Origin of the sequence: Microcoleus anatoxicus, assembly GCF_042465725.1 — a bacterium.
Lineage (GTDB): Bacteria > Cyanobacteriota > Cyanobacteriia > Cyanobacteriales > Microcoleaceae > Microcoleus > Microcoleus anatoxicus.
This window is the reverse complement of record NZ_CP120853.1, coordinates 2,025,743-2,050,565: the sequence shown is the minus strand read 5'-3', so window position 1 is coordinate 2,050,565 and position 24,823 is coordinate 2,025,743. Positions and strand designations below refer to the sequence as shown.

At 44.2% G+C, this 24,823-nt stretch carries 22 protein-coding genes, 1 pseudogene and 1 riboswitch; of the genes and pseudogenes, 15 read left to right on the top strand and 8 right to left on the bottom strand.

The window, feature by feature from the left end:
- Nucleotides 1–6: 6 nt before the first annotated feature.
- From P2A85_RS08815 to P2A85_RS08795, 5 genes are all read left to right on the top strand, one after another.
- On the top strand, nt 7–1,275 hold the full coding sequence (locus tag P2A85_RS08815) for a PAS domain S-box protein (RefSeq protein ID WP_377478770.1): 1,269 nt from the start codon (nt 7–9) through the stop codon (nt 1,273–1,275).
- A 43-nt stretch (nt 1,276–1,318) separates the two neighbouring features.
- Nucleotides 1,319–2,566 (top strand): ATP-binding protein, encoded by a 1,248-nt coding sequence (locus P2A85_RS08810; protein ID WP_377478768.1) that lies wholly within the window; start codon nt 1,319–1,321, stop codon nt 2,564–2,566.
- 139 nt (nt 2,567–2,705) lie between these two features.
- Nucleotides 2,706–3,098, top strand: a complete 393-nt coding sequence (locus P2A85_RS08805) for a response regulator (protein ID WP_340525268.1) — start codon at nt 2,706–2,708, stop codon at nt 3,096–3,098.
- Between the two features lie 202 nt (nt 3,099–3,300).
- On the top strand, nt 3,301–3,519 hold the full coding sequence (locus tag P2A85_RS08800; RefSeq protein WP_341739834.1) for a hypothetical protein: 219 nt from the start codon (nt 3,301–3,303) through the stop codon (nt 3,517–3,519).
- A 186-nt stretch (nt 3,520–3,705) separates the two neighbouring features.
- Nucleotides 3,706–3,828: a hypothetical protein gene (locus tag P2A85_RS08795; protein ID WP_341739833.1), complete on the top strand. Its 123-nt coding sequence runs from the start codon at nt 3,706–3,708 to the stop codon at nt 3,826–3,828.
- 159 nt (nt 3,829–3,987) lie between these two features.
- Here the strand turns inward: P2A85_RS08795 and P2A85_RS08790 are convergent, their stop codons facing one another.
- Nucleotides 3,988–4,131 carry a chlorophyll a/b-binding protein gene (locus P2A85_RS08790; protein ID WP_332960203.1) on the bottom strand — a complete coding sequence of 48 codons (144 nt, stop codon included), beginning with the start codon at nt 4,129–4,131 and terminating at the stop codon, nt 3,988–3,990.
- An 828-nt stretch (nt 4,132–4,959) separates the two neighbouring features.
- Between P2A85_RS08790 and P2A85_RS08785 the strand changes: the two genes are divergently transcribed.
- Nucleotides 4,960–5,490: an NYN domain-containing protein gene (locus P2A85_RS08785; protein WP_377478765.1), complete on the top strand. Its 531-nt coding sequence runs from the start codon at nt 4,960–4,962 to the stop codon at nt 5,488–5,490.
- Between the two features lie 345 nt (nt 5,491–5,835).
- Nucleotides 5,836–6,516 carry a ribonuclease III gene (rnc, locus tag P2A85_RS08780; RefSeq protein WP_377478763.1) on the top strand — a complete coding sequence of 227 codons (681 nt, stop codon included), beginning with the start codon at nt 5,836–5,838 and terminating at the stop codon, nt 6,514–6,516.
- A 19-nt stretch (nt 6,517–6,535) separates the two neighbouring features.
- On the opposite strand, the gene P2A85_RS08775 is transcribed toward rnc, so the two are convergent.
- Entirely contained in the window at nt 6,536–7,471 is a 936-nt protein-coding gene (locus P2A85_RS08775) for a polysaccharide deacetylase family protein (RefSeq protein WP_377478761.1), read from the bottom strand.
- A 248-nt stretch (nt 7,472–7,719) separates the two neighbouring features.
- Between P2A85_RS08775 and P2A85_RS08770 the strand changes: the two genes are divergently transcribed.
- On the top strand, nt 7,720–8,145 hold the full coding sequence (locus P2A85_RS08770; protein ID WP_377478759.1) for a DUF1824 family protein: 426 nt from the start codon (nt 7,720–7,722) through the stop codon (nt 8,143–8,145).
- 94 nt (nt 8,146–8,239) lie between these two features.
- Here the strand turns inward: P2A85_RS08770 and glgA are convergent, their stop codons facing one another.
- Complete coding sequence (gene glgA / locus P2A85_RS08765) at nt 8,240–9,664, bottom strand: glycogen synthase GlgA (RefSeq protein ID WP_377478757.1); 1,425 nt, start codon at nt 9,662–9,664, stop codon at nt 8,240–8,242.
- A gap of 258 nt (nt 9,665–9,922) precedes the next feature.
- On the opposite strand from glgA, the gene P2A85_RS08760 reads away from it, so the two are divergent.
- The 3 genes and pseudogenes from P2A85_RS08760 (at nt 9,923) to P2A85_RS08750 (ending at nt 12,537) form a co-directional block, all read left to right on the top strand.
- A complete protein-coding gene (locus tag P2A85_RS08760; RefSeq protein WP_377478755.1) occupies nt 9,923–10,882 on the top strand; it encodes a TolB family protein in 960 nt (319 codons plus the stop codon).
- A gap of 65 nt (nt 10,883–10,947) precedes the next feature.
- Nucleotides 10,948–12,111: pseudogene (locus tag P2A85_RS08755) on the top strand (alpha/beta hydrolase family protein); the annotation flags it as partial.
- Nucleotides 12,112–12,312: 201 nt separating this feature from the next.
- Nucleotides 12,313–12,537 (top strand): hypothetical protein, encoded by a 225-nt coding sequence (locus P2A85_RS08750; protein ID WP_340541891.1) that lies wholly within the window; start codon nt 12,313–12,315, stop codon nt 12,535–12,537.
- Between the two features lie 80 nt (nt 12,538–12,617).
- On the opposite strand, the gene P2A85_RS08745 is transcribed toward P2A85_RS08750, so the two are convergent.
- From P2A85_RS08745 to P2A85_RS08730, 4 genes are all read right to left on the bottom strand, one after another.
- Nucleotides 12,618–13,457, bottom strand: a complete 840-nt coding sequence (locus P2A85_RS08745; protein ID WP_377478753.1) for an ABC transporter ATP-binding protein — start codon at nt 13,455–13,457, stop codon at nt 12,618–12,620.
- A gap of 281 nt (nt 13,458–13,738) precedes the next feature.
- The gene (locus P2A85_RS08740) at nt 13,739–15,169 is read right to left on the bottom strand and encodes an ABC transporter substrate-binding protein (RefSeq protein WP_377478751.1); all 1,431 of its coding nucleotides are present in this window, start codon (nt 15,167–15,169) and stop codon (nt 13,739–13,741) included.
- A gap of 53 nt (nt 15,170–15,222) precedes the next feature.
- The gene (gene ntrB, locus P2A85_RS08735; RefSeq protein ID WP_377478749.1) at nt 15,223–16,071 is read right to left on the bottom strand and encodes a nitrate ABC transporter permease; all 849 of its coding nucleotides are present in this window, start codon (nt 16,069–16,071) and stop codon (nt 15,223–15,225) included.
- A gap of 102 nt (nt 16,072–16,173) precedes the next feature.
- Nucleotides 16,174–16,381: riboswitch (cyclic di-AMP (ydaO/yuaA leader) on the bottom strand.
- 201 nt (nt 16,382–16,582) lie between these two features.
- Nucleotides 16,583–17,920, bottom strand: a complete 1,338-nt coding sequence (locus P2A85_RS08730; protein WP_377478747.1) for an ArsB/NhaD family transporter — start codon at nt 17,918–17,920, stop codon at nt 16,583–16,585.
- Nucleotides 17,921–18,027: 107 nt separating this feature from the next.
- On the opposite strand from P2A85_RS08730, the gene P2A85_RS08725 reads away from it, so the two are divergent.
- Both P2A85_RS08725 and bchD read left to right on the top strand, forming a co-directional pair.
- The gene (locus P2A85_RS08725; protein ID WP_377478745.1) at nt 18,028–19,413 is read left to right on the top strand and encodes a sensor histidine kinase; all 1,386 of its coding nucleotides are present in this window, start codon (nt 18,028–18,030) and stop codon (nt 19,411–19,413) included.
- A 52-nt stretch (nt 19,414–19,465) separates the two neighbouring features.
- Entirely contained in the window at nt 19,466–21,619 is a 2,154-nt protein-coding gene (gene bchD, locus P2A85_RS08720) for a magnesium chelatase ATPase subunit D (RefSeq protein ID WP_377478743.1), read from the top strand.
- 46 nt (nt 21,620–21,665) lie between these two features.
- Here the strand turns inward: bchD and P2A85_RS08715 are convergent, their stop codons facing one another.
- Nucleotides 21,666–21,968, bottom strand: a complete 303-nt coding sequence (locus tag P2A85_RS08715; protein ID WP_377478738.1) for a PEP-CTERM sorting domain-containing protein — start codon at nt 21,966–21,968, stop codon at nt 21,666–21,668.
- Nucleotides 21,969–22,352: 384 nt separating this feature from the next.
- Between P2A85_RS08715 and P2A85_RS08710 the strand changes: the two genes are divergently transcribed.
- Together P2A85_RS08710 and P2A85_RS08705 are read left to right on the top strand one after the other, a co-directional pair.
- Complete coding sequence (locus P2A85_RS08710; protein ID WP_340524377.1) at nt 22,353–23,081, top strand: Bax inhibitor-1 family protein; 729 nt, start codon at nt 22,353–22,355, stop codon at nt 23,079–23,081.
- Between the two features lie 134 nt (nt 23,082–23,215).
- The gene (locus tag P2A85_RS08705) at nt 23,216–24,799 is read left to right on the top strand and encodes a tetratricopeptide repeat protein (RefSeq protein WP_377478736.1); all 1,584 of its coding nucleotides are present in this window, start codon (nt 23,216–23,218) and stop codon (nt 24,797–24,799) included.
- Nucleotides 24,800–24,823 lie beyond the last annotated feature (24 nt).

Genomic DNA, 24,823 nt, shown 5'->3' with positions numbered 1-24,823 from the left:
TAACCAATGAGCCGAATTTTGGTTTTGCTCGATCGCCACCAACAACCTTTGCCGATACAATGCCTCAACATCAAACACGAGGTGTTTGCACCCGATCGCCCCATTTTCTCCAACTTTCCTGTCGAAATGGGCAACATCCCTTTTGACTTGTGCATTCTAGACGAGTCAAATTTCGATCGCATCCGCCCCCTTGTAGAAACCTTAAAAACAGCATCGGCACCCCTGTTTTTACCGTTTTTGCTGGTTAGCCAAGGCAGAATTTCTGCTGATATAAATTCGCCATTTCTCCTTACCCCAGAACAACTTGAAGGCAGAATCGACGATTTGCTCCTTAGTCCCTTCCCTCCCACAGAACTCCACTTGCGGGTGGAAAATTTGTTAGCCCGTCGCCACTTGTCCCTAGAACTCCACAGCATTCAGGAAGTAGTTAAAGAACGGACTTTGGCCGAAAATGTGTTGATTGAATCTCTGCAAGCAAGCAACGAAAATCTGCAAGGGGAAATCTACAAGCGGGTGGAGGTAGAAGCCACTGTGCGATCGAATTCCTATCTGGATTCTCTGATGAATGCGATGCCAGATATTGTCTGTTTCAAAGATGCCGAGGGCAGATGGCAAGAGGCAAATCAAGCAATACTGGAACTGTTCGAGCTTTCCCGCGATGAATATCGGGGACTCAAAGACTCTCAACTAGGAGAACTCAGCACCTTTTATCGGGAAGCTTTGGCAGCCTGCGAAGTTAGCGATCGAGAAGCATGGCATAAAGGTAGTGTTTCTAGGGGTGAAGAAGTGATTCCCCGATCGGACGGTACGATTAAAATCTACGACGTCATTAAAATACCCTTATTTTACCCAGACGGCAAGCGCAAAAGTCTTGTGATTTTGGGCCGCGACATCACCGAACACAAGCAAGCTAGAGATGAACTCGTCCGCTTGGCTTCTATAGTTGAGTCTTCTGACGATGGCATCATCGGCAAATCCCTCACCGGGACAATTATGAGCTGGAATGCAGGAGCCGAAAATATTTATGGCTATGCGGCGACAGAAGTCAAGGGCCAGTCGATCGAGATTTTAGCCATACCCTCACGCCCCAACGAAATGTCACAAATTCTAGCAAACATTCGCGCGGGAGCCACCATCGACCATTATGAAACCCTTCATTTACGCAAAGACGGCAAAGAAATAGATGTTTCCCTGACTATTTCTGCGATTAAAGATACCACAGGAGCAGTCACCGGGGTTTCGATCGACTATTGCCAGAGATATCAGCGACAGTAAGCGAGTTGAAAAAGCCCTGGAACAACTCCGCCATCAAAATGAATTGATTCTTTTCTCCGCAGGAGAAGGTATTTGTGGATTGAACAAAGAGGGAAATGTTACTTTTGTCAATCCGGCCGCGGTGAGAATGGCTGGCTGTCAATCCAAGGAACTGATCGATCGACCGCTTTATCAAACCATACATCCGAGACAGGAGGAATGCCCACAGGCGATCGACCACAATTCATCTACACAAATCAATGCGGCTTCTAATTTTCCCACCTCCACCACACCAACTGTGGATCGACTGCTTCCCAATCAAACCAACAGTCAAATTATCGCCACCTTGCAAGACGGAGAGGCGCGCCGCGTCACCAATGAGGTGTTTTGTCGCCGAGATGGCACGAGTTTTCCGGTTGAGTACGTCGTGGCTCCCATGCGAGAACAAGGCAAAATTATCGGAGCTGTGGTGACATTTAAGGATATCACCGATCGCCTTGCTGTCGAACGGATGAAAGATGAATTCATTTCCGTTGTCAGCCACGAACTACGGACACCCATGACTTCGATTCACGGTGCCCTGGCCCTCCTCAACAGCGGTGTCCTCGACAATGAACCGGAAAAAGCCAAACGGATGCGATCGATTGCCGTGACTAACACAGAACGTTTGGTACGCTTAATCAATGACATCCTCGATTTAGAACGAATGGAGTCTAGTTATCACAAAGCCGTTAAGCAAACTTGCAATGTGGCCGAACTGATGCTTCAGGCTGTGGAGGAGATGCAGGGAATGGCTGACCACGCTGGAGTTATACTGTCCGTGGTCCCTGTGAATGCTCCCTTGCGGGCTGTTCCCGATCGCATCATTCAAACCTTGACTAATTTGCTCAGCAATGCTATAAAATTTTCCTCCGAGGGCGCTACCATTTGGCTGAGCGCCCAATTGCGGCCAAATCACGATGGGGCAAAAAAAGCTGGGATCGAGTCAGTTTCGTCTCCTGATTGTGCGATCGGCGATCGGCACTTGCCAATCTCCTCACAGGAAATCCTGATTGCCGTCAAAGACCGAGGTAGGGGAATTCCGGCAGATAAACTGGAAATGATCTTTGAACGGTTTCAACAGGTTGATGCTTCAGATTCTCGACAAAAGGGTGGCACTGGTTTGGGCCTGGCTATTTGTCGCAGTATCGTGCAACAGCACGGTGGCAGAATTTGGGTGGAGAGCATTTTGGGGGAGGGCAGCACTTTTTTCTTAACTTTCCCGGTTTTAACAGATCCAGAAAGTCCCAGGAAGGTAGAAAATAGAAGATAGAAGATCTAGGGTCAAATCTTTATATTTCAGCATAAACACGTAGAATTTCAAATATTGAATTTTTTTAAATTGCACTCCGTACTTTACACAAAATTCATATTTAAGTTCTAGGCTCAGATCAGTTGTTAATTAAAAAAAAATGTTTATTGTGGCAGTAAAACGCATATTGATTATTGATGATGCCGAAGATATTCGGGAAGTGGCTCAAGTCAGTCTAGAAGTCGTCGGAGGCTGGGAAGTGCTGACAGCTAGTTCTGGTATCGAGGGTGTTGCTAAGGCAGTCGCCCAACAGCCTGATGCTATTCTTTTAGACGTGATGATGCCCGACCAAGACGGACCTACTACTTTTTTACAATTGCAAGCCAATAGTGCTACGCAACACATTCCCGTAATTTTACTGACGGCGAAGGCTTTGGCCGGCGACAGGCGGATGTTTGCGGATTTGGGTGTAGTAAGTGTAATTGCTAAGCCTTTTGAACCGATGTTTTTAGCAAGTCAGGTAGCTCATGTTTTGGGATGGGATCGACCCTAGGGCGATCGGGACATTGAGCTTTGTAGCCTCGACAACAAATTATTCCTGCTTAGTTTGAAAAAGAATATAAACTGGCAGGAGTATTTGACTTTTTGTGAATTCTTGTCGTTCTTCATCAGTTCTTCAGGTTTTAGTTTTAAGTTTAAACCATTCGTCAGGGATCACCCCTGAATTTGGACAAACACCTTGGGAGATGACGACTATGCCCTCAGCCTACATTTTACTACTGATAGTTTCTCTAGCCGCCATCTGGGTCTATTGGCAAACCTCTCAAGATATTTTTGTCCTCGTGGCTTTGGCTGGACTCGGCTGTTTTATTTGGGGCTTCTCTTGTGCTCCTTGGCTCGTTCAACTTCTCATCGTCTTGCTACTCTTGGGCCTCCAAAAGCTTTACTTGGGAGACACTAAAAGTTGCGAGTGAAACCAGCTTTTAGTAATGGCATCTGGACTGAGGACGAACTCAGCATTAGTATAGAATTAATTCTCGATCTACTTGTTAAAAAAGGTTTAAAAAATCATGAATAGTTGCCCTTGTTGCTCATCTCAATTACTCAGACACGCTCGCCAAAATCGCATTTACTGGTTTTGTTCGCACTGTTGGGAAGAAATGCCAGATCTTTCAGAGATGATTTTAGGTAACAGACAGCGGACTAGCAAAATCGACAGTTTAGTGAAAGTCTCTGCTTTGATGCCTAAGTTGACAGTTTTGGCATCCGTGGAAATTGCTTAGTTGGTTTCGCTCTCTCAGGATTAAAAATTAGTAAAATAGTTTTTTTAGTAGTTAAGTAGGCTAATTTGTTTTAATAAAGATTAAAAAGCCTCCTTCCGTATTGGTGAAGGAGGCTTTTCGATGGGGCGATACAGGCCAGAACTAAATATTTAGGTCTGATTACATCAAACCGATTTGAGAAAGAATACCTTGACCAGTCAGATATTCAGTAGCTAAGCCAATAACAAAGCCAAGCATCGCCAAACGACCATTCCAGGTTTCGGCAAACTCAGTAAAGCCCACTTTTGCGTCTTTATTTTCCATGACCAAAAACCTCGTTTAATTTCAACCTTATGTAAACTAATGTAACAGCTCGCTCAAAAAAATGCAACATATTTTTACAATTTATTTTGAGAACTTACCCGTGGGAGCCAGAAACCGGGTTTTTTAGGAGAATACTTCGTTACAGCCCATAGATTCTGCAAAAAACCCGGTTTCTTTTGCTTGTACCTGGGCCCAGAAACCGCGTTTGTGCGACAATACTTCGTTAAAACCGACAGATTCTGCAAAAAACCCGGTTTCTTTTGCTTGTACCTGGGCCCAGAAACCGGGTTTTTGCGACAATACTTCGTTAAAACCGACAGATTCTGAAAAAACCCGGTTTCTTTAGTTGTGATGCGTAAGTCCTGTCTGAAAAAAAATCAGGTAAATGTACCACTAGCACTTGACGTCCCATACTTAAACGGTTAGCTTAGAGCCGTACAGCTCAGATAGACACCCGCATTCAAAAGCAAAAAGTGTCGGTTAAGTCGTCTCAGCGGTAGGATGTGCAGATTTCGGGTAAGCGCCCTAAGCCCCCGTTGATATAGACATTCAAGTTAATGTCGTTTCAACTGGAATCCATAGGTTAGTTGGCACTACATTTGTTTGAATTTCTATATCAACGGGTTTTTACGACGCCTGTCCGAAATCTCCACATCCTATCGCTGAGACGCTAACCAACTAAGTACACACTAAATCAATAGTGTGGCAGTCAAGAGTTTTGTTCCATGGAAAACCTCACTTTTGAGCGAAGCCACAGACAATCTTTCCTTGACTAAATGCGTAATTTATCGATGCTGTCCTGCAAACCTAGTTTTAGGACACATAAAAATGATGAACGATCATTTAGCAATTGGCAAACAAAAAAAACAGTCTCAGCCTTTAGCTGCTCTTTATTGCGATATTCAGAATGTCCACTTAACGCAAAAACAAGCTAAATTATTGTTGGATTTTGCTAGAGCAAAATGGCGTTTAGATTGTCTAAAAGCTTACTATAATTCGTATTTTCAAAATCAATTGTTAGCCAATAATCAATTAGAATATCTGGGTTTTCAGGGAGTTGATATTCCCTCCAAAGACAAGAATAGTGCAGATAAACAATTGATATTTGACTGCCTTAAACGAGTGGCCATAAAACCTTCTCCTGACATAATTATCCTAGTTTCAGGAGATCGGGATTTTGCACCTTTAATCAGTCTGATGCTGGCTGTTGGCAAAACCATCATAGTTTTTTCACAGCGCGATAGTGCCAGCAAAAAACTGATTAACCTAGTTGGTGATGATCACTTTCATTATATAGACGATCTGCCTAGCTTGTTTGCAGGGAATACTCAGAATAAAGCAGACAGATTATCTGCATAAAGTTGCACAGTCCGCCAGGGAATGAATTCCCACAGCGAGTAGCTAAAGTCGGTTAAAACCGACTGACACATAGTTAAAAAAAATATCATCTTCAGTCCTCTTCAGAGGACTTTAGCTATGAGCCAGGGGTTTTAACCCCTGGCGGACTGTCGGACTAACGAACTAATAGTAGAACACCAAGACATCTGTTAAAATTCACCTAGTCGTAGATAGCAAAAATCCAGTTTATTTGATAAACTAGATTCTCCAAACCAACCGCTATTTGCGGCTCTTTCATGTCCACATAACAATACCAACCATTACCCAACTTCCATGCAATTAACTAACCCAACAAAAGAAATACAAATGACCCTTCCCGAATTCCACAATCAAAAACTGTTCCGCCAAGCCCTCACACACCGTTCCTATGTCAACGAAAACCCCACATCCCGCGAAGAAGATAACGAACGCTTAGAATTTCTCGGCGATGCTTTGCTGACTTTTCTCAGTGGCGAATATCTTTATCAGCGTCACCCAGAAATGGGAGAAGACCAACTGACTCGCAGACGTTCAGCCCTAGTAGATGAAAAACAACTAGCCAGATTTGCTAAAGAAATAGATTTAGACTTAAAAATGCGACTCGGAAAAGGAGCCTATCGAGAAGGTGGTATTACTAATCCTAATCTGCTTAGCAGTACCTTTGAAGCATTTATTGGTGCTTACTATCTCGATATACAAGACATGGACAAAGTTCGTAAATTTGTGTGGGAATTGTTTGATTCAGTGCCGGAAAATGTAGTCGAAACTAGGTCTAGTGTAGACTCAAAAAACCGCTTTCAGGAATGGGTACAAGCCAACGGTGACACCACTCCTCCCAAATACGTGACAATCCAAGCAGGAGGCGCACCTCACGCTCCCGAATTTCTTGCTAAAGTTTATGTCGCAGATAAACCCTATGGAGAAGGTAAAGGTAAAAGTAAAAAAGATGCTGAAAAAAATGCAGCCGAAGATGCACTAGCCAAACTGAAAAAACGGGGGCTAATCTAAACTTTAACTCGTATTTTGACTAAAACCACCTTTTCTTTCTTAAAGTTGAAGCCTTTTCAGCGATCCTAATTAAATCGGTCGGCGACATATCTTGGTTAACTGTCATGCGAGAAATGCGATAGTTATTTCTCAATCGGCTGACTCTTAACAAATTGTCATCATACAAAAACCCAGTTAAATGATATTTAGGTAAAATGCTTTCCACTTCTCTATCCGATGCACCGTAGGGATAGGCTATGTGAGCACCGACAAGTTTATTTTTGTCTAAATTGTTCATACATTTTCTCAAAATTAACTTAGATTTAGAAATTTCTAATTCTAAATTTTTCCCATTGAGCGTAGTTAAATTTTTGTGGCTGAAGCCGTGAGATTGAATATCATAAAAACCCTTTTTGTATCCGTCTCTTAAATCGTTGCAGCTAGTATGAGGTAAAAATTCTCCGCCCATATCTACACCCAAAAAATGTGGATTGACAAACAGCACAAATTTACCCTTTTCTTTATAAATAAATGACAGTTTTTCGATCAGGGGTAGTGCATTTGTATGAACGCCTTTGTAGCCGTCGTCAAAGGTAATCATAATGGGTTTTTGACCTTCATGTTGAGGTGGTATTGGCTTGGATTTTTCTATAAAATATAGATACAAGTCTTGAGATGATAAAAACCAGTAATTTTCTTCAACTAAGTATTCTAAGAATACTGCCAAATCTTGTTTCGTGTAGTCCGTTGAAAAAGCGTTTCTGCGAGGTGGCAATTCGGCTGGATTTTGAATGTCTACAATGTCGTGAAAGCCCAGAATAGGAATTCTGACGAAATAAGATTCTACAGTCCAGCCAGAAATGCCGATACTGATTAAAAATATCAGCACTAAATAAATAATTTTGGTTTTGTGTAGCAGTCGAAAAATAAAATTTAGCGGAATCTTTCCCTGCTTTAGCAATTGTTCTTTATTCATCGTCTCCTCACCAGTCTATTTATTATTCATATTTACCATCAATGCAGCCAAATTCAGTAATATTAAGATAGTTTTTCCCGTTTTTTTATAATTTAGTTAAACTTTCAAATATAGCCGATCGCACAATGGTATAATCAACTGTGAACCGTCAACTGTCAACTGTCAACTGTCTGCCCGCTCCCGAACCTGAAGGGTAGCCGAAGAGTCAACTGTCAACTGTCTACTGTCTACTGTCAACCATATAATTGATGTCTACTCAAAACCCGACTACCCTCTCCCTGGAAGAAGCACAACAACTTCTTAAAAATTTCACTTGTCTGGATATGCAATCTTTAGCATCGCCACTACAAAAACAAGAACTCCGTCAAGCTATTTTGCTGGTAGCAAGTTTGTCAGATTACCAAATGCTAGGAGTTTGCGCCTCTTCGACAGATGAAGGCTTTTTGGCTTTAAAAACTTATTTGACAGCTTTGGGATATCAACCTGTTTTAGACCCCAACTCTGTTACTTCCTTTACCAGCTCTGTTTATATTAAGTTTAATACTTTGAAAGGTTCCTATTATGTTGACAGCTACACGGGAACTTACCGTGGCGTTTTGGTGTCCTGTCAATCTTCCTCAGAATCACGAATTAGCGAGACTTACGGTCATTTACCTCTCGATTTATTTTGTTAATTGGTAATAGCAAATTTGGCATTTGGCATGGGAACAAACCAACAATTAACAGTTAACAGTCAATTGTTAACTGTTAACTGTTAATTGTCAATTGTCAATTGTCAACTGTCAATTCTAGCTGTTCTTCCGGTGCAGATTCTTCCGGCGGTAGTCCCAAAACATCCCTGTACAACTCGACATATTTTCTGGCAGAAATATCCCAGCTAAAATTTTCTCTCATGCCGCGCTGTTGCAGTTCTTTCCACTTATCTTTATAGCGGAAACCTTCCCAAGTTCGGATCATGCAGGTGAACAAGTCTAGGGGTTCGTAGCGATCGAAACAGTAACCAGTACCTGTATTATCGATCGGGTTATTGTGCGACACCGTATCCACTAAACCGCCGGTACGACGTACCATCGGCACACATCCATAGCGCAGCGCCAGCATTTGACTGATACCACAGGGCTCGAAACGACTCGGCATCAAGAAGGTGTCGCAGCCTGCGTAAACCCGACGGGAGAGGGCTTCGTTGTAGAGTAATTGGGTGGACATCCGGCCTGGATAACGGGCTGTCATTTGCCAGAGTTGGGTTTCGTAGTAGCGATCGCCCGTTCCCAGTACAATAAATTGAGCGTCGGTATAGGCCATGAAGCGATCGAGCATTTGGATAATCAAATCCAGCCCCTTCTGTTCCACCAGGCGACTCACCATCCCAATTAAAAACGCATTTTTATTCACTTCCAAACCGACTTCTTCTTGCAGCGCAATTTTGTTGGGATAGCGCTTTTCAATAGTATCAGCACTGAATTGTTGAGGAATGTACTTATCAGTTTCTGGGTTGTAAGATTCAGTATCAATCCCATTCAAAATTCCCGATACTTTCCCACCCAAAAAAGACAACAAACCTTCCAATCCTTCCCCATAACTAGGGGTTTTGATTTGCTCTGCATAAGTCGGTGACACTGTATTTACGCGATTGGCAAACTGTACGGCCGCGGCCATTGTATTATGACCTTGCATATACCAAGGACACCAAGTCATCTGCTCCAAACGCCAGCGCCACGGCCCTTGATAAGCTAAATTGTGAATAGTAAAAACCGTGCTGATATCAGGGTCTTGGTGCATCCAAACAGGTATCATTCCCGTATGCCAGTCGTGACAATGGATAATTTGTGGCTTCCAGTAATTCCAAGCAAATTCCGCAGCACCATTAGCAAAGAAAGTAAACTTCCAATCTTCATCAACACCACCATAAATGCGGCGAGTTGAGAAAGATGGATGTTTAAATAAATATAAAGGAACATCCGTTCCCGGCAAAACAGTTTCAAAGACGGAGAAGCTTTGGAACATGGCATCACCTTTCCAAACAGCTTCTTTGGGCACATCCATTTTGTCCGGGATGAAGCCGTAATAGGGCATGAAGATGCGGACATCGTGACCCATACGTCGCAGGAATTTAGGCAAAGCACCGACGACATCCCCCATACCGCCTACCTTGGCTAGGGGTGCTGCTTCGGCGGATACAAATAAAATTCGCATTATTTTTTTTGCGTTCCTTAAGATAGTTAGTCTAGATTAAGTTTAAATGGGTAGTGGCACAATATTAACATGGAGCCGAAAAACAACTAAGTCAACCCATCTAATTAAACAGAATACTCACCGCCCCGACAACTGCTGCAAAATTGGGACTCCCACAAAAGAGGGTTGGGGGAGCGATCGTGTAAAATATTGTTACAAAATTACTGTAAAGTAAAAATATAAATTTATTTCTTCTACAAATACAACAGCCTCAACTACATGAACACAATATCAACTTACGGCTCTTGGAAATCCCCCATCACCTCCGATTTAATTGTTTCGGGAACTGTAGGACTCGGACAAATTGCGATGGACGGCGAGGATATTTACTGGGTGGAAGCAAGACCTTCTGAAGCAGGCAGAAACGTCATCGTGCGACGCACTCCTGACGGGAAAATCAGCGATGTCACACCCCAACCTTTTAATGTTCGCACTCGCGTTCACGAATACGGAGGCGCTTCCTTTGTGGTGGCTAGCAGTGTGGTCTATTTTTCTCATTTTGCCGACGGGCGCATTTATTATCAAAAATTAGATTCTCAGCCCCTAGCTTTAACACCCGTAGTTAATTGTCGGTACGCCGATGGCATTGTTGACAAGCAAAGAAATCGCCTGATTTTCGTTCGCGAAGACCATACACGAGAAAGTGAAGTTGTCAATACTATTGTTAGTATTAATTTAGACAACGGGGAAGATATTCAAATTTTAACCCAGGGTGAAGATTTTTATGCTTCCCCCCGTTTGAGCCCTGACGGTTCTCAGATTTCTTGGATTAGTTGGAATCATCCAAATATGCCTTGGGATGGCACAGAATTATGGATAGCGAAAATTCATCCTGACGGTTATTTAGGGGAAAAATATTTAGTTGCCGGTGGTTTAGAAGAGTCGATTTTTCAACCGGAATGGTCGCCGGATGGAGTGTTATATTTTGTTTCTGATAAGTCTAATTGGTGGAATTTTTATAGAACCCCCCTCAATCCCCCCTTGGTAAGGGGGGAAGCAGGAATAGAAGATTCCCCCTTGGTAAGGGGGGAAGCAGGAATAGAAGATTCCCCCTTGGTAAGGCCGAAAGCAGGAATAGAAGATTCCCCCTTGGTAAGGCCGAAAGCAGGAATAGAAGATTCCCCCTTGGTAAGGGGGGAAGCAGGAATAGAAGATTCCCCATTGGTAGGGGAGGAATAGAAGATTCCCCATTGGTAGGGGGAGAAATAAATACAGAACCCCCCTTGGTAAGGGGGGCTGGGGGGATCGAACCTCTGTACGAAATGGCGGCAGAATTCGGACTACCTCAGTGGGTGTTTGGGATGTCTACCTATGCTGTTGTTTCCGAACATAAAATTATTTGCACCTACACTCAACAAGGTAGGTGGTATTTAGCAACTATCGATTTAGTCACAAAGCAGTTGAGCAAAATTGACACACCTTACAGTGATATTTCTTCACTAAAAGCGCAAGGTGAAAAAGTGGTTTTTCTCGCTGGTTCTCCGACGCAATCCTCAGCGATTGTACAACTAGATTTAGGAACAAGTCAAATAGAAGTATTGCGCCTAGCCAGCAATTTAAGCCTTGATGCTGGTTATCTTTCTGTACCGGAATCCATCGAATTTCCCACGGAAAATGGTTTGACTGCTTTTGGGTTCTTTTATCCACCCAAAAATCAAGATTTTGCAGCGCCAACAGGTGAAAAACCACCTCTGATTGTCAAAAGTCATGGTGGTCCCACGGCGGCTACTTCTAGTAGTATGAATTTAAAAATTCAATACTGGACAAGTCGTGGTTTTGCTGTCTTGGATGTGAATTATGGTGGTAGCACTGGTTATGGTCGAGAATACAGAAATAGGCTACAAGATAGTTGGGGTATTGTGGATGTTGATGACTGCGCTAATGGTGCTAAATATTTAGCCCAAAGGGGTTTAGTTGACAGTGCAAAAATGGCGATCGCCGGTGGTAGCGCAGGAGGCTATACTACTCTGTGCGCTCTTACTTTCCGCGATGTTTTCAAGGCTGGGGCGAGCTATTATGGAGTTAGCGATTTGTCAGCTTTAGCAACGGATACTCACAAGTTTGAGTCGCGCTATCTGGATGGATTAATCGGACCTTATCCTGAAAGAAAAGATTTGTATTTAGAACGCTCCCCTATTCATGCGGCGGCTAATTTATCTTGTCCTATCATCTTCTTTCAAGGATTGGAAGATAAAGTGGTTCCTCCCAATCAAGCAGAAATGATGGTAGAAATCTTAAAAGCAAAGGGTTTACCTGTTGCTTACGTTGCTTATGAAGGGGAACAGCACGGTTTTCGGCGGGCTGAAAATATCAAAAAGACTCTGGATGGTGAATTATATTTCTATTCACGAGTGTTTAAGTTTGAGTTAGCTGAATCGGTGGCCCCAGTGCTGATTTACAATCTTTAGCTGAAACTCTGTTTGCACTAAATATCGTAGTGGCTATAGGGAATGTGATTTAGTTCACAATTTTGAGTGTTTATTGTCACAAGTTTTTGATGTTTGCTGTCACATATTTTTAGACAATAAGATAGCGAAAATAGTAAGGTGCGATCGCCTTCTCTGAACACAGAAAGCCTCGATCGCTAGTTGAGTTCAGATTCAATAGCTATGGAAACTCCTGTCCATCTTATTCCATGTGCTTTGGGCGAGTTGTTTGCCGAAGTCAATCACCATAGGTATATTACCGTAGCCGATCGCTACGGTTTGATGGCTGCTATTTTTGACGAAACTTTGACTGAGGAAGACAAACGCTCGATCGATCGCCTATTGCGCGCCGTGTACCGAGGCAGAATCAAATTAGTTAATCAACTGTCTATGGTGAACGGATTTTAGATTTGGATTTGAGATTAAATAATTCAAGAAATCGACAATTTAGCCCTCGGATCGATCCGTGGGCTACAGTTTATTGACAATTACTCGTCTTGGGTAAAGTAGCGATCGAGAAAATTCAAAGCATAGTTACGGAGATCGTAATACTCCTTCGTTTCCCGCAACTCTTGGCGATCGCGCGGATGAGCAAAAGGTACTGACAAAATCTCTCCAATAGTTGCCGCCGGGCCATTTGTCATCAACACAATGCGATCGGACATATAGATAGCCTCATCCACATCGTGAGTAATCATCATTGCAGCTTGTCTGTGATTTTCCCAGATATCTAATACCTGTTTTTGCAACTTGCCGCGAGTCAAAGCATCCAAAGCCCCAAAGGGTTCATCCATTAATAACATCTTAGGGCGAATTGCCAGAGCGCGGGCAATTCCTACTCGCTGTTTCATCCCTCCTGAAATTTCATCGGGATATTTGTCGGCTGCCGCTGTCAAGTTTACCATTGCCAGGTGTTCGTTGACAAGACTAATCTTCTCCGGGCGACTAAGATTTTGCAATACTTCATCAACTGCTAGCCGAATATTCTCTCGCACTGTCAGCCAAGGTAGCAATCCATAGTGCTGAAACACCATCATGCGATCGGCTCCAGGTTTGCGAATTTCTTTACCTTCTAGCCGCACCATTCCCGCACTTTGTTTTTCTAAACCAGCCACTATTTTCAGCAGCGTTGATTTCCCACACCCGGAGTGACCGATAATCGAAATAAATTCATTTTCTCCAATATTTAAGTTGATATTTTCCAGGACGCTAAATTCGGTACCATCAGCACTTTTGTAGGACTTGAACAAATTGTCTATTTGCAGAAATAGGCCCTCGCTATTGACTGAGTTCTGAGTAGTCGTAGAAGTAGAAGTGTATTGACTCACGGTATTCTCCTAAAAAGTAGTAAAGTGTTAATTGAATTTGCGTGCACTGGGAGCATCCCGATTTTGTAGGGGCGAAGCATTTCGGCAGATAAGTTATTGGTTAAAAGGAAGGATTTACTACCGCAATGCTTCGCCCCTACCGATATATTTGCAAATTCGGGATGCTCCCCGTGTACTTGCCTAAATCCTAAAATATTGCAGTCGGTTTCAACCGACTTTAGCTATCAGCCAGGGACTTAAGTCCCTGGCGGGATGGTATAACCAGCGAAAAATCTCAAAATTTAAGACATGAAAAAAGATTGAGGACGGTTAGCTCTAATTTCAAAACTATTGAGATAACCAACCGGATCGCTAGGATCAAATCTTTTTTGATCGATAAACAAATCCCCTGGTTCCACCTTATAATCTTCCACTGGACAATTGATTCCCATTTCAGCCACAATCTTGCGGTAAAGATCGGTTCTCCAAGCTTTTTTGGCTAACTCTTCAGCATTTTTGGGAACTTCTTTAATATGTCCCCAGCGAGCAGATTGAGTCATCAACCAAATACTCTGAGATTGCCAGAGAAATGTGGAATGATTGCCTAATATTTGAGGCAAGTTGGCAGGGATATCAAAGAAAATAGTTGTATCTTCCGATCGCACTGTACGGTCTTTTTCATCAAATCCACCGTAGTTGTAGTCTCCCACAATTCCCGGTCGCGTAAATTTATCGATCGGTCCTTTTTTCGGTTTAGCCCCGGTAAACGATCGCTCTGTCAACAGCAGTGCTATTTCGTCGCGATTTTCCGGCCTGCTACAATACTGGCAAGCTTCCACCATTGCCTTCACGAGTGAGTAATAAGTCTTCGGATTTTCGTCAATGAACGATTGCATTACTCCCAAAACGCGATCGGGATGGCCTTGCCAAACTTCCTTCCCTTGTGCGAAGGTAAAACCCACACCCAAATTACCTTGAATTGCCCGCGTATTCCAAGGTTCAGCCACCATGTAAGCTTGCATTTCTCCCATCCTCATATTAGTAACCATTTGAGGTGGTGGAACAATAATTACCCGGAATTCTTTGAATGGATCGACACCAGCAGCGGCGGATATATAGCGAACAAAGTATTCGTAAATAGCAGAACTGAGTACAACTGCCCAAACTTTTTTTTCGGCCGGTTGACTATCAAAAAAAGCGCGTAATTGTTTACCAAATTCATCAATATTGCCGTTGTATTCGTGCCAGGGGCGCAAGCCAAAATCCCACATCGCTTTATTCATCGTCATCGCGTTGCCGTGGCGATGAATTGTCATTGCTGCACACAGGGGTGCGTGGCGCGCTCCTTCGGCACCAATGCGGGCGTTTGTGACTGCGCCCGATACCACTGGGGAAGCGTCTAGTCGCCCGAAAATTATGCCGTCACGGGATGTCGCCCAGCTTGCTTCGCGGTTGAGTTTGACGTTTAAACCGTATTTGCGGAAAAAGCCTTTCTTCCAGGCGATCGCAAATGGTGCACAATCATTAACAGGGACATATCCGATCGTTAAATTGGGTTTTTCTAATGTTTGGGAATTGACGATCGGTGTGACGGCTAAAGCCTCTTCAGTAAGTCCTTTTGCCGATCGATCCGAATTAATTCCACACCCAGATAAAGTCATTCCCACCGCCGCCGAGCCCATTCGTTGCAAAAACTCTCGCCGGTTCCAATCCTGAAAAAAACGATCGCTCATATTTTATGTGACTAATCACTGTTAACTATTAACTACTGACAACTGACAACTAACTAATGACTATTCACCGATCTATGTGTCACCAATTCTTGAATTTTGCCAACAGCCCAGTCCAGCAGCAACCCAGTCAAACCAATGACGAACACTGCTAAAAATACCGAACTCAGATTCAAACGGCTCCATTCATCCCACACAAAAAAGCCAATTCCCACGCCACCTGTCAGCATTTCCACCGCCACAATCACCAGCCAAGCAATCCCCAAACTAATTCGCAAACCTGTAAAAATATAAGGCAAACTTGCAGGCAAAATTATTTTGGTAATCCGTCGCCATTGTGGCATTTCTAACACTCGCGCCACATCCAGATAATCTTTGGAAACGCTAGAAACTCCCAGGGCTGTGTTAATAATTGTCGGCCACAAAGACGTGATGAAGATGACAAAAATCGCCGAGGGGTCTGCTAGATTAAAAATCGATAGGGCGATGGGCAACCAAGCTAGTGGCGATACTGGTTTGAAGATTTGAATCAGGGGATTTAGCGCCATCATTGCTGCTGGCGACATCCCGATCAGAAATCCCACTGGAATCGCTACCAATGCACCCAGTGTAAATCCCAGTAACACCCGTCGCAAACTTGCTATCAACAGCCAGCCAATCCCTAAATCTCCAGGACCACGCTGATAAAATGGATGCAATATGTAATCCCAATTAGCGATTAACGCCTGGTAGGGAGTGGGAATCAAATCGCTTTTCAAGCTGGCAATAATCCACCACAGGATTAGAATACCTAAAAAACCTGCACCAGGCAACAACACAGTATCTCGGAGCATCATTGGTTTTGCCCGCTTCCAAGCTGCAACTCCTGCAACTGCGATCGCCGATAAGTTAAGTTGAATAAACATTACAAATTTCCTCAGAGTCAGGGGAAGGTACAAGAAATCTTGAACAATACCAACCGGAGACACTGATGAGGCAAAACTATCTCGTTAAAGAAAGTTGACTCTTCAGTCTCTACTCAATGCCTGCGAAGTTAGCTGACGGGCTAGGACTGAGAGATGTCCTTCTCTTCCCGAATTAAAAATCAAAAATTACAATCTTTATTTTGAATTTTTGCTCTGAATTCTGTAGAGATTCGCCCCGAAAATTGGTTCCTCCGCTCCAGTGACACGAATTTGTGCGATCGTGTAACACTCGATTAGGCTTGACTTGTTAATTTCATCTCCAAAATTATAAGCCTAATCCTAGAGTTTTGTCAATAGGTCTTGAGAAATAGATATTTGTCACCAGCCCAGCTCAAATCTGGGAAAATTCATAAAATTTAATTAACTAAGACCAAATAAAAAAACATCATACCCAGATACCCGCAGCGCTTTCATAAGTTTCGACTCCCTATCCCTTAGCGAACTTACTTCTTTAAATCAGAAACCGAATAGTTACATAGATAGCAGCCGTTACCAATTGCAGTAACATCACAGGAATTCCATAACGCAGAAAAGTTTGAAAAGAAATCCGCCTGCCATGCAATTCAGAAATTCCTGCTGCGACTATATTAGAAGAAGCTCCTACCAAAGTGCCATTTCCTCCCAAAGTTGCCCCGTACATCATCGCATAAAACAGCGGTAAAACTTCCAGAGGAAATTGCCCTGCAAAATCCGGAGCTAACACTTCCACAGGGGCTAACCCGACGTTAACAACATACTGTTTGAGCAAGGGTACCATCGCCACTACTAGCGGAATGTTCGGCACCACGCTCGACATTAAACCCACAAAAAATAACAAAACTAGGGAACCCCAAAAAATATTCTTACCCAAAATCACTGCTAGAATTCCCGATATACTGTTAATGACTCCGGTTTTTTCTAAACCCCCAATCAGTACAAAAATAGACATGAAAAATAGCAGCGTACTCCAATCTAAATCCCGCAATATATTATTCACGGAATCTATTTTAGATTGATGAGCTAATAGCATGGACAAGGCCGCCCCCAACAAAGCAACGGCTGCTGGTGAAATTGGCATCGGTAGCGACTCTCCCACTACAAAAAATACCAGCACGAAAGCTATAATTAAACCGCCGACTGCTAAAATTCGTGGATGATTAATTTTAGGATGTGGCAAGTCTGCCAAATCGTCTAATTCTTTGTGCCAGATTTCGGGGAACAACCACGGCAGAATAATGACTATTACTCCTACTGCCAGTGCGCCGCCCAAACTTAATTTCATTACGTAATCGGCAAAGCTCATATTAATCGCATCACCGACAATAAATGTCGCCGGATCTCCTACTATTGTCAGCAGTCCCGAACTGTTAGCTACAAATACCATTAAAATTAGTAATGGTACAAAATCTACACCCACTTCTTGTGCCATGGGCGGAATTAATGGTGCTAGCAGCATGACTGTGGTAGCATTGGGCAAAACTGCACAAATCGGGGTAGTAATGGCCACAATCCCCAGCAACAGATTTTTGCCTTTTCCTTTCGCCAACAGCACCATTTGAGTTGCCAAATATTCAAATATTTTGGTAGGTTCAAAAGACCTGACCATTACCATAACTCCGAAGAATAATCCCAAGGTTCCATGACTGCGACCAATATATTCGATCGCATCATTTAAAGTCATAACGTGGGTAAAAACTAGGATCAGCGCTCCCAAAAAAGCTGCAACTGTTAGGTGTATCCACTCGGTCATTACTAACAAAATTACACCGATAAAAGTTGCCGTGGCGATCGCAGCTTGCAGGTTTTCCATTTAGTCTCCTGACAAAATTCTAAATTTTTAATTTAACATGATTATCGCGACAAACTAATTTACTACATTACCGTAATTTTGTCAATGGCTTTAAGAGGTATTTTGTAGTGATAAATACTCTGAATCAGCTCATTGAGAGAAATAACAGATGCCAAAAATCACCAAAAAACTACTTCTTTTGGCAGGGTGGCGATCGCCAAAAATTTGGTATGTTAATCGGGCGATCGCTCGACTACAATGAGACAATAGCAATATCTGTCAGACTCCACCCCCACGCAGACATCATGGATTACAGCCAACTGCTCACCGACAAAACCGACACTATCCTCCAAAACTGGATTGAAGCAGTTAGCCAGGATCGGAAAATAGAAAGTGCTGACACCTTACCGCGCTCAGCCATCAAAAATCATATTCCTCACCTGCTGGCGGCCATGGCAACAGTGCTTTCCCAATATCAAAACAGCGAAATAGGAATCATCATCAAAGCCAGTTTAGATCACGGCTTCCTGCGAGCAGAACAAGGCTACGATCCAGCAGAAGTAGCGCGGGAATACCATTTACTTCGTCAAGTCATATTCTCCCATATCGAAGCAGAATTACTAGCAGGAACCACCACAGAAGTAGTCAGAGCTTTTAGACTCATAGACTCCGTAGTAGACGAAGCAATTGCCCAGTGTTTTAACAGTTATGTTGCTCAGCGCTTGAACGAACTCCAACAAATCCAAACTCAGTTAACACTCACCAATCAAGAACTCAATCGCCTAGTCAGCACCCACCAAGAAAATCTCTCCTATTTAGCCCACGAACTCAAAACACCACTCAACTCAATCATCGGTTATTCTGAACTGTTTTTGCGTCAAGGAAAAAAGCAACCAGAAATCAAAGATACTCTCCCCGGCATCGAACATATAGAGCGAGTATTGCGTAACGGTAGACAACTATTACGCCTAATTAACGATGCCCTAGAACTTTCCCGTGCCGATGCCGGAAAAATCCAACTTCAATTGAGACCAACTAATGTAAAAGCTCTCATTAATACAGTAGTAGAAATAATGCAGCCCCTGGCTGACGCTAAGGGATTAAAGCTCTCAATCACTAGCGACAGCGCTCCAAAACAAGTAATCGCCGACTCCCAGCGACTGCAACAAATTATCACCAATCTGCTGAGCAATGCTATTCGCTATACAGAAACTGGTAGCATCGAATTAGATTGTCGTCAAGTCGGAACCGAAAATTGGGCGATCGCCATTACAGACACCGGCATTGGCATCTCCCCCGCCGATAAAAATCGCATTTTTGAGCCTTTCTTTCAAGCAGGAGAAGCTAGCCAACAACAATTTTCACCAGACAGCACAGGCTTAGGATTAGCCATAGTATCGCGACTGGTAAAACTATTGCAAGGCAATATAGAGTTAATATCAGAAATCGGAGTAGGCTCGACATTCACCGTCATTTTACCGCTGGAAGTTAAAACTTTACAAGAAGTGGTATAAGAGTTAATATATGATAAGTATATCAAAACATCTTTAACAAAAAATTATTTCCATGTCCGCCCTCTACGCAACCCCTACCGTGACAGCCTTTCCCCTAACAGCCGTTGTCGGCCAAGAAGCAATTAAATTAGCCCTGCTTTTAGCAGCAGTCGATCCCGGACTGGGAGGAGTTGCGATCGCAGGTCGTCGCGGTACCGCAAAATCAGTAATGGCCCGCGCCCTGCATTCTCTCCTACCACCCATTGAAATTGTCAAAGACTCTTTCTGCAACGCCTCTCCAGAAGAACCCCTGGTAGAAGAGCTATCAGGCTTGTCACCAGAAAATCACGGGCAAGATATCTTAGCAGAAAATCATCAGCAAGAGACGCTGACCACAAATACTAATCTCAACACCGCAATTATTCCCACACCCTTCATCCAAATTCCCTTGGGTGTCACCGAAGATAGACTCTTAGGTTCAGTCGATGTCGAACAATCAGTAAAATTCGGCGAAACAGTATTTCAACCAGGACTGCTAGCCCAAGCAAATCGAGGCGTACTTTATGTAGACGAAATCAACCTTCTAGACGACAACATTTCCAACCAATTACTCACAGTATTAACAGAAGGAAGAAATCAAATAGAACGAGAAGGCATCAGCTTTCAACATCCATGCAAACCCCTATTTATTGCCACCTATAACCCCGAAGAAGGCCCACTCAGGGAACATTTACTAGACAGAATCGCCATCGCCCTTTCCGCCGATGCCGTACTTCAACTAGAAGAAAGAGTCCAAGCCGTAGACCAAGCTCTATCCTACTCCAGCTCACCCCAACAATTTCTCAACCAATATGCAGAAGACACCGACAACCTCAAAACCCAAATCATCCTAGCCAGAGAATGGCTCAAAGATGTCACCATCAAACGCGAACAAATTAGCTACCTAGTAGAAGAAGCCATCCGCGGCGCAGTACAAGGACACCGCGCCGAAATATTCGCAGTCCGAGTCGCCAAAGCCTGCGCCGCTATCGAAGGACGCACAGAAGTTAACGCCGAAGATTTGCGTCGCGCCGTCGAATTAGTCATCGTACCCCGCGCCACCGTCATCCAAACTCCCCCAGACGAAAACAATCCTCCTCCTCCTCCTCCCCCGCCACCACCACCCCAAAACGAACAAGAACAAGAAGAGGAAGAAGAAGAAGACGAAGAAGACAAAGAAGAAGAACCCCCCGAAGAACAAGAAGAAACGAACATTCCCGAAGAATTTCTATTCGACCCCGAAGGAGTTATTCTCGACCCCAGCGTCCTTTTCTTCGCCCAAAATGCCAGCCGCCAAGGCAAATCGGGAAGCCGCAGCGTCATTTTTTCCGAAGATAGAGGCCGTTACATCAAGCCAGTCTTACCCAAAGGTCCCGTCCGTCGCATCGCCGTTGATGCCACCCTCAGAGCCGCCGCACCCTATCAAAAAGCCCGCCGTGACAGGAATGCTAACCCCCCCCAACCCAGGGCGGGCACAGGGGCACCGCCCCTACAATCGGGGGGGCAAGAGCCAAATCAGGACGAAGGGAAGCGTCGCGTATTTGTCGAACAGGGAGATGTTCGGGCGAAGCGACTGGCCAGAAAAGCTGGGGCTCTAGTGGTATTTGTCGTCGATGCTTCCGGTTCCATGGCTCTCAATCGGATGCAGTCGGCAAAAGGTGCTGTCATGCAGCTACTCACAGAAGCTTATCAAAGCCGCGACCAAGTTGCTCTGATTCCGTTTCGCGGAGAACAAGCAGAAGTGCTGTTACCCCCGACGCGCTCGATAGCTTTGGCCCGCAAGCGTTTGGAAAGGTTGCCCTGCGGTGGCGGTTCCCCGCTAGCCCACGGTTTGACTCAAGCCGTCCGCGTCGGAGTCAACGCGCGGCAATCGGGAGATATCGGTCAAGTTGCGATTGTCGCCATTACTGACGGGCGCGGGAATATTCCTCTGGCTCGTTCTTTGGGTGAACCCATTTTAGATGGAGAAAAGCCAGATATTAAGGGTGAATTGTTGGAAATTGCTGCCAAAATTCGCGGGCTAGGGATGCAGTTGCTGGTGATAGATACCGAAAGCAAGTTTATTTCTACTGGTTTTGCTAAGGAATTAGCCAAGACTTCTGGTGGCAAATACTATCATTTGCCCAAAGCTACCGAACAGGCGATCGCAGCCATGACTAAAAATGCTCTCCGCGACGCGATCGGCTAAATTGACTAGAGTCGCATTTATCGGCGTCTATCTGCGGTTCAAAACTCTAATTTTTCCATCGGCGCCGACTACGAGTCACCACCAGAGAACCCACCACTAAACCCAGCCCACCTAGCATCGAAGGCTCAGGAATTTTCACCGGCAGAGGCACCGGGCTGGCTGTTCCCCCAGGCGGGTTCGAGCAACTTCGACAGGGGGTTGATTGAACAACCTGAGCCAACAGCAAATTTTGAGGTTCTGCTGGGAAATTGCGCGCCACCCCTGCTTGACCACCGCAGACAACAGTTGCTAAAGCTAATACAATTCCCGCCGTAGGCTTGAAAAACATCTTAGAAAAAAAGGTAGGCATTAGACATTACCTGCTTGGTATTTTATGGTTAGATTTAGATATTTTCACGATTAATTTTTTGCATACCCTGTCTACACCTTTGAACATCCAAATCGAAGCGCCTTGAAATTTGAGGGTTGAGGTCTTGGGTAAGTCAGGTTTCCCACCCTAGGAGCAAATTTTACACTTCAACTTGGCTGGTGGTGTGAGACAGTCTCGCTCCCAAGGTGGCAGGGATAAAGAATATACTCATATTTTACAAATCATAAACCATCGCTCCCATCCGGTACATAATATGCTCCTAGTCTTTATCAAATCTTTAAACTTTGAGAGGTTTTGCAAACTCATTGTTACAAATGTCAAAATAATAGATAGCCATTTTGTACTAAAAGTAGGTCAAACCTCGTGAGCAACACCAGCAATTTCCGCGAAGCCCTGCGCGAGGCCAAAAACCACGCGCTGGTAGGCCCTAACGTCATCGCCAACGCCCTCCCCTTTGTCGGCGGTGGCCTCGTCTTAACTGCCATCGGCACCTATGGCGGCCTGGGAGTCATCCACAACTATCCCGGAATCTTCTTTCCCACATTCATCGCTGCGATCGTCCTAGAATTAATTCTATTCTTTGTCGCTCGTGGTGCCGCCGAACAAGGCAACAAAAACACCGCCTTGCCCCTTCTGGCAACCTACAGCCTGCTTTCCGGCTACACCCTCAGCGGATTGGTGTTTACAGCCCTCAGAACCCAAGGTGTCGGCATCTCCGGCATCGGTTTTGCCGCCCTCGGCTGCGGCATTACCTTCATCGCCGCCCGCCAAATCGGCTCTAACTTGTCGGAAACAGACGGCATGGCCCTCACCAAAACTATCAGTTTGGGCGTCATTGCTTTGTTAGTCGTCGTTGGCGGTCAGTTTCTGCTATCTCTATTCGGCGTCTACACCCCAACTTGGTTAGAAATTGGCATTTCCGGCATCGGTGTATTTCTGTTCGTCGGCGCTGCAATTGTCGATTTTTACATTCTGCCCCGCAGCTACCGCGATGACCAGTATTTGCCGGCTGCTTTGTCGATGTATTTAACCTACATCAACTTGTTCATCTTTATTCTGCGACTGCTGATTGCCATTAACAGCCGGGATTAATTGAAACAGTACATTAAAAACCGCAGCTTGATTTTTACAAGCCGCGGTTTTTAATGTTTATTAAGCTGGGGAACTAAGATAGAGAGCATCGCGTCTGTTTTCAGAATTAATAAAAAATCAATTGGGAAAAAGTCATGTACTTAAAATATGAAGATATTAGGAGAGTCAGCGTAGAAATTACCTCCCGATGCAATGCCGCTTGCCCGCAGTGTCCCCGCACTGACAACCCGATTTTACCGATGGCAGAATTAAAGATGGAGGATATTGAGAGAATTTTCCCAAAAGAGTTTTGCTCTCAGTTGGATTTGGTATATATGTGTGGCAATTACGGCGATGCTATGACTAGCAATACTACCATTGGGGCGATCGAATATTGGCACCGCATGGGCGTTCCTCAAATCGGGCTTTATACTAACGGTAGCGGACGTAATCCCCAATGGTGGCAAGCCCTGGCAAAGGCGATGACGGGAGTAAACGACAGCGTAACTTTTAGTATCGATGGCTTGGCAGATACTAACAGCATTTACCGCAAAAATACTAACTGGGATAAGATAATGCAGTCGGTTAATGCCTTCATCCAAGCTGGCGGAAAAGCTGTCTGGCATTACTTAATTTTTGAACACAACCAACATCAAGTAGAATCGGCTCGCGCTTTAGCTGAAGAATTAGGATTTGCCGAGTTTGTACCGAAAGCTACCTCTCGTTTTGTGGCGAAAGAACTGTTTGCCAAACAGTCGGAAACTCAACACGATCGGCAGGCAGAAAACTCTGAAGTAGATGCTAATAATTATCACCAAAATACATCAGCAACAACTAAGGTGTCAGCCCCTCAAAATCAAGCACAGACGGCTGTTGAGTTGCACCAACAAGCGGAGGACTGTTTGAGACAAGGACAGCTCTCAGAGGCGATCGCAGCCAGCCAACAAGCCCTAAAAATTCAACCGGATTTTGCAGCGGCCTACAAAACTTTAGGCAACGCTGTTCAAGGTTTGGGGCGGATGCAAGCAGCAGCAGACTGTTATTCTAAAGCGCTGCAAATTCAGCCTAATTTTCCCGAAGTTTATGCCAACGTCGGCAGTCTTTATGCTCAACAGCAACAGTGGCAGCCAGCTAGTGCTTATTACCAAAAGGCGATCGAGCTTAAACCCAATTTTGCAGGAGCTTATCGCAATTTAGCTAAAGTGTTGACGCAGTTGGGACAACCAGAAAAAGCAAATTATGCTTGGTATCAAGCTATAGCTATCGAAACCTCTCAAGCACCAGCACCAACTCAGCCTGTCCCATCAAAGCCAGCCAGCGAAGAACTCCAACCCCCATCGTTGGAACAATATCAAAATCCACAGGGAGGGGAATTTCTGAAAGTTGTAGAAAGCTACGGCGGCCTAAACAATTACTACCGCAATGTAGAAATTAGCTGTCAAACTCAAGCCAGTAAAGATATTTTCATCAGTTTTGAAGCAGAACTCTGGCCTTGCTGTTGGGTGAGCCATACTAAATACGCTGTTTATAACCATACTTACAGACCGCAAATGTTGGATTTACTTAAAAAGTACGGAGAGGGCTTTAATTCTCTCAAAACTCAATCTGTTAAAGATGCGTTAGAAAGTGATTGGTTTCGTCAAGACCTCACAGCCAGTTTTTCCTGTTCTAAAAGGTTGGATGTCTGTGCTCACGAATGCGGTAAAACTTTCAATTCCACGGGTTCGCAGTATATTTAATTAGGAACAAGCAATAACATTTTG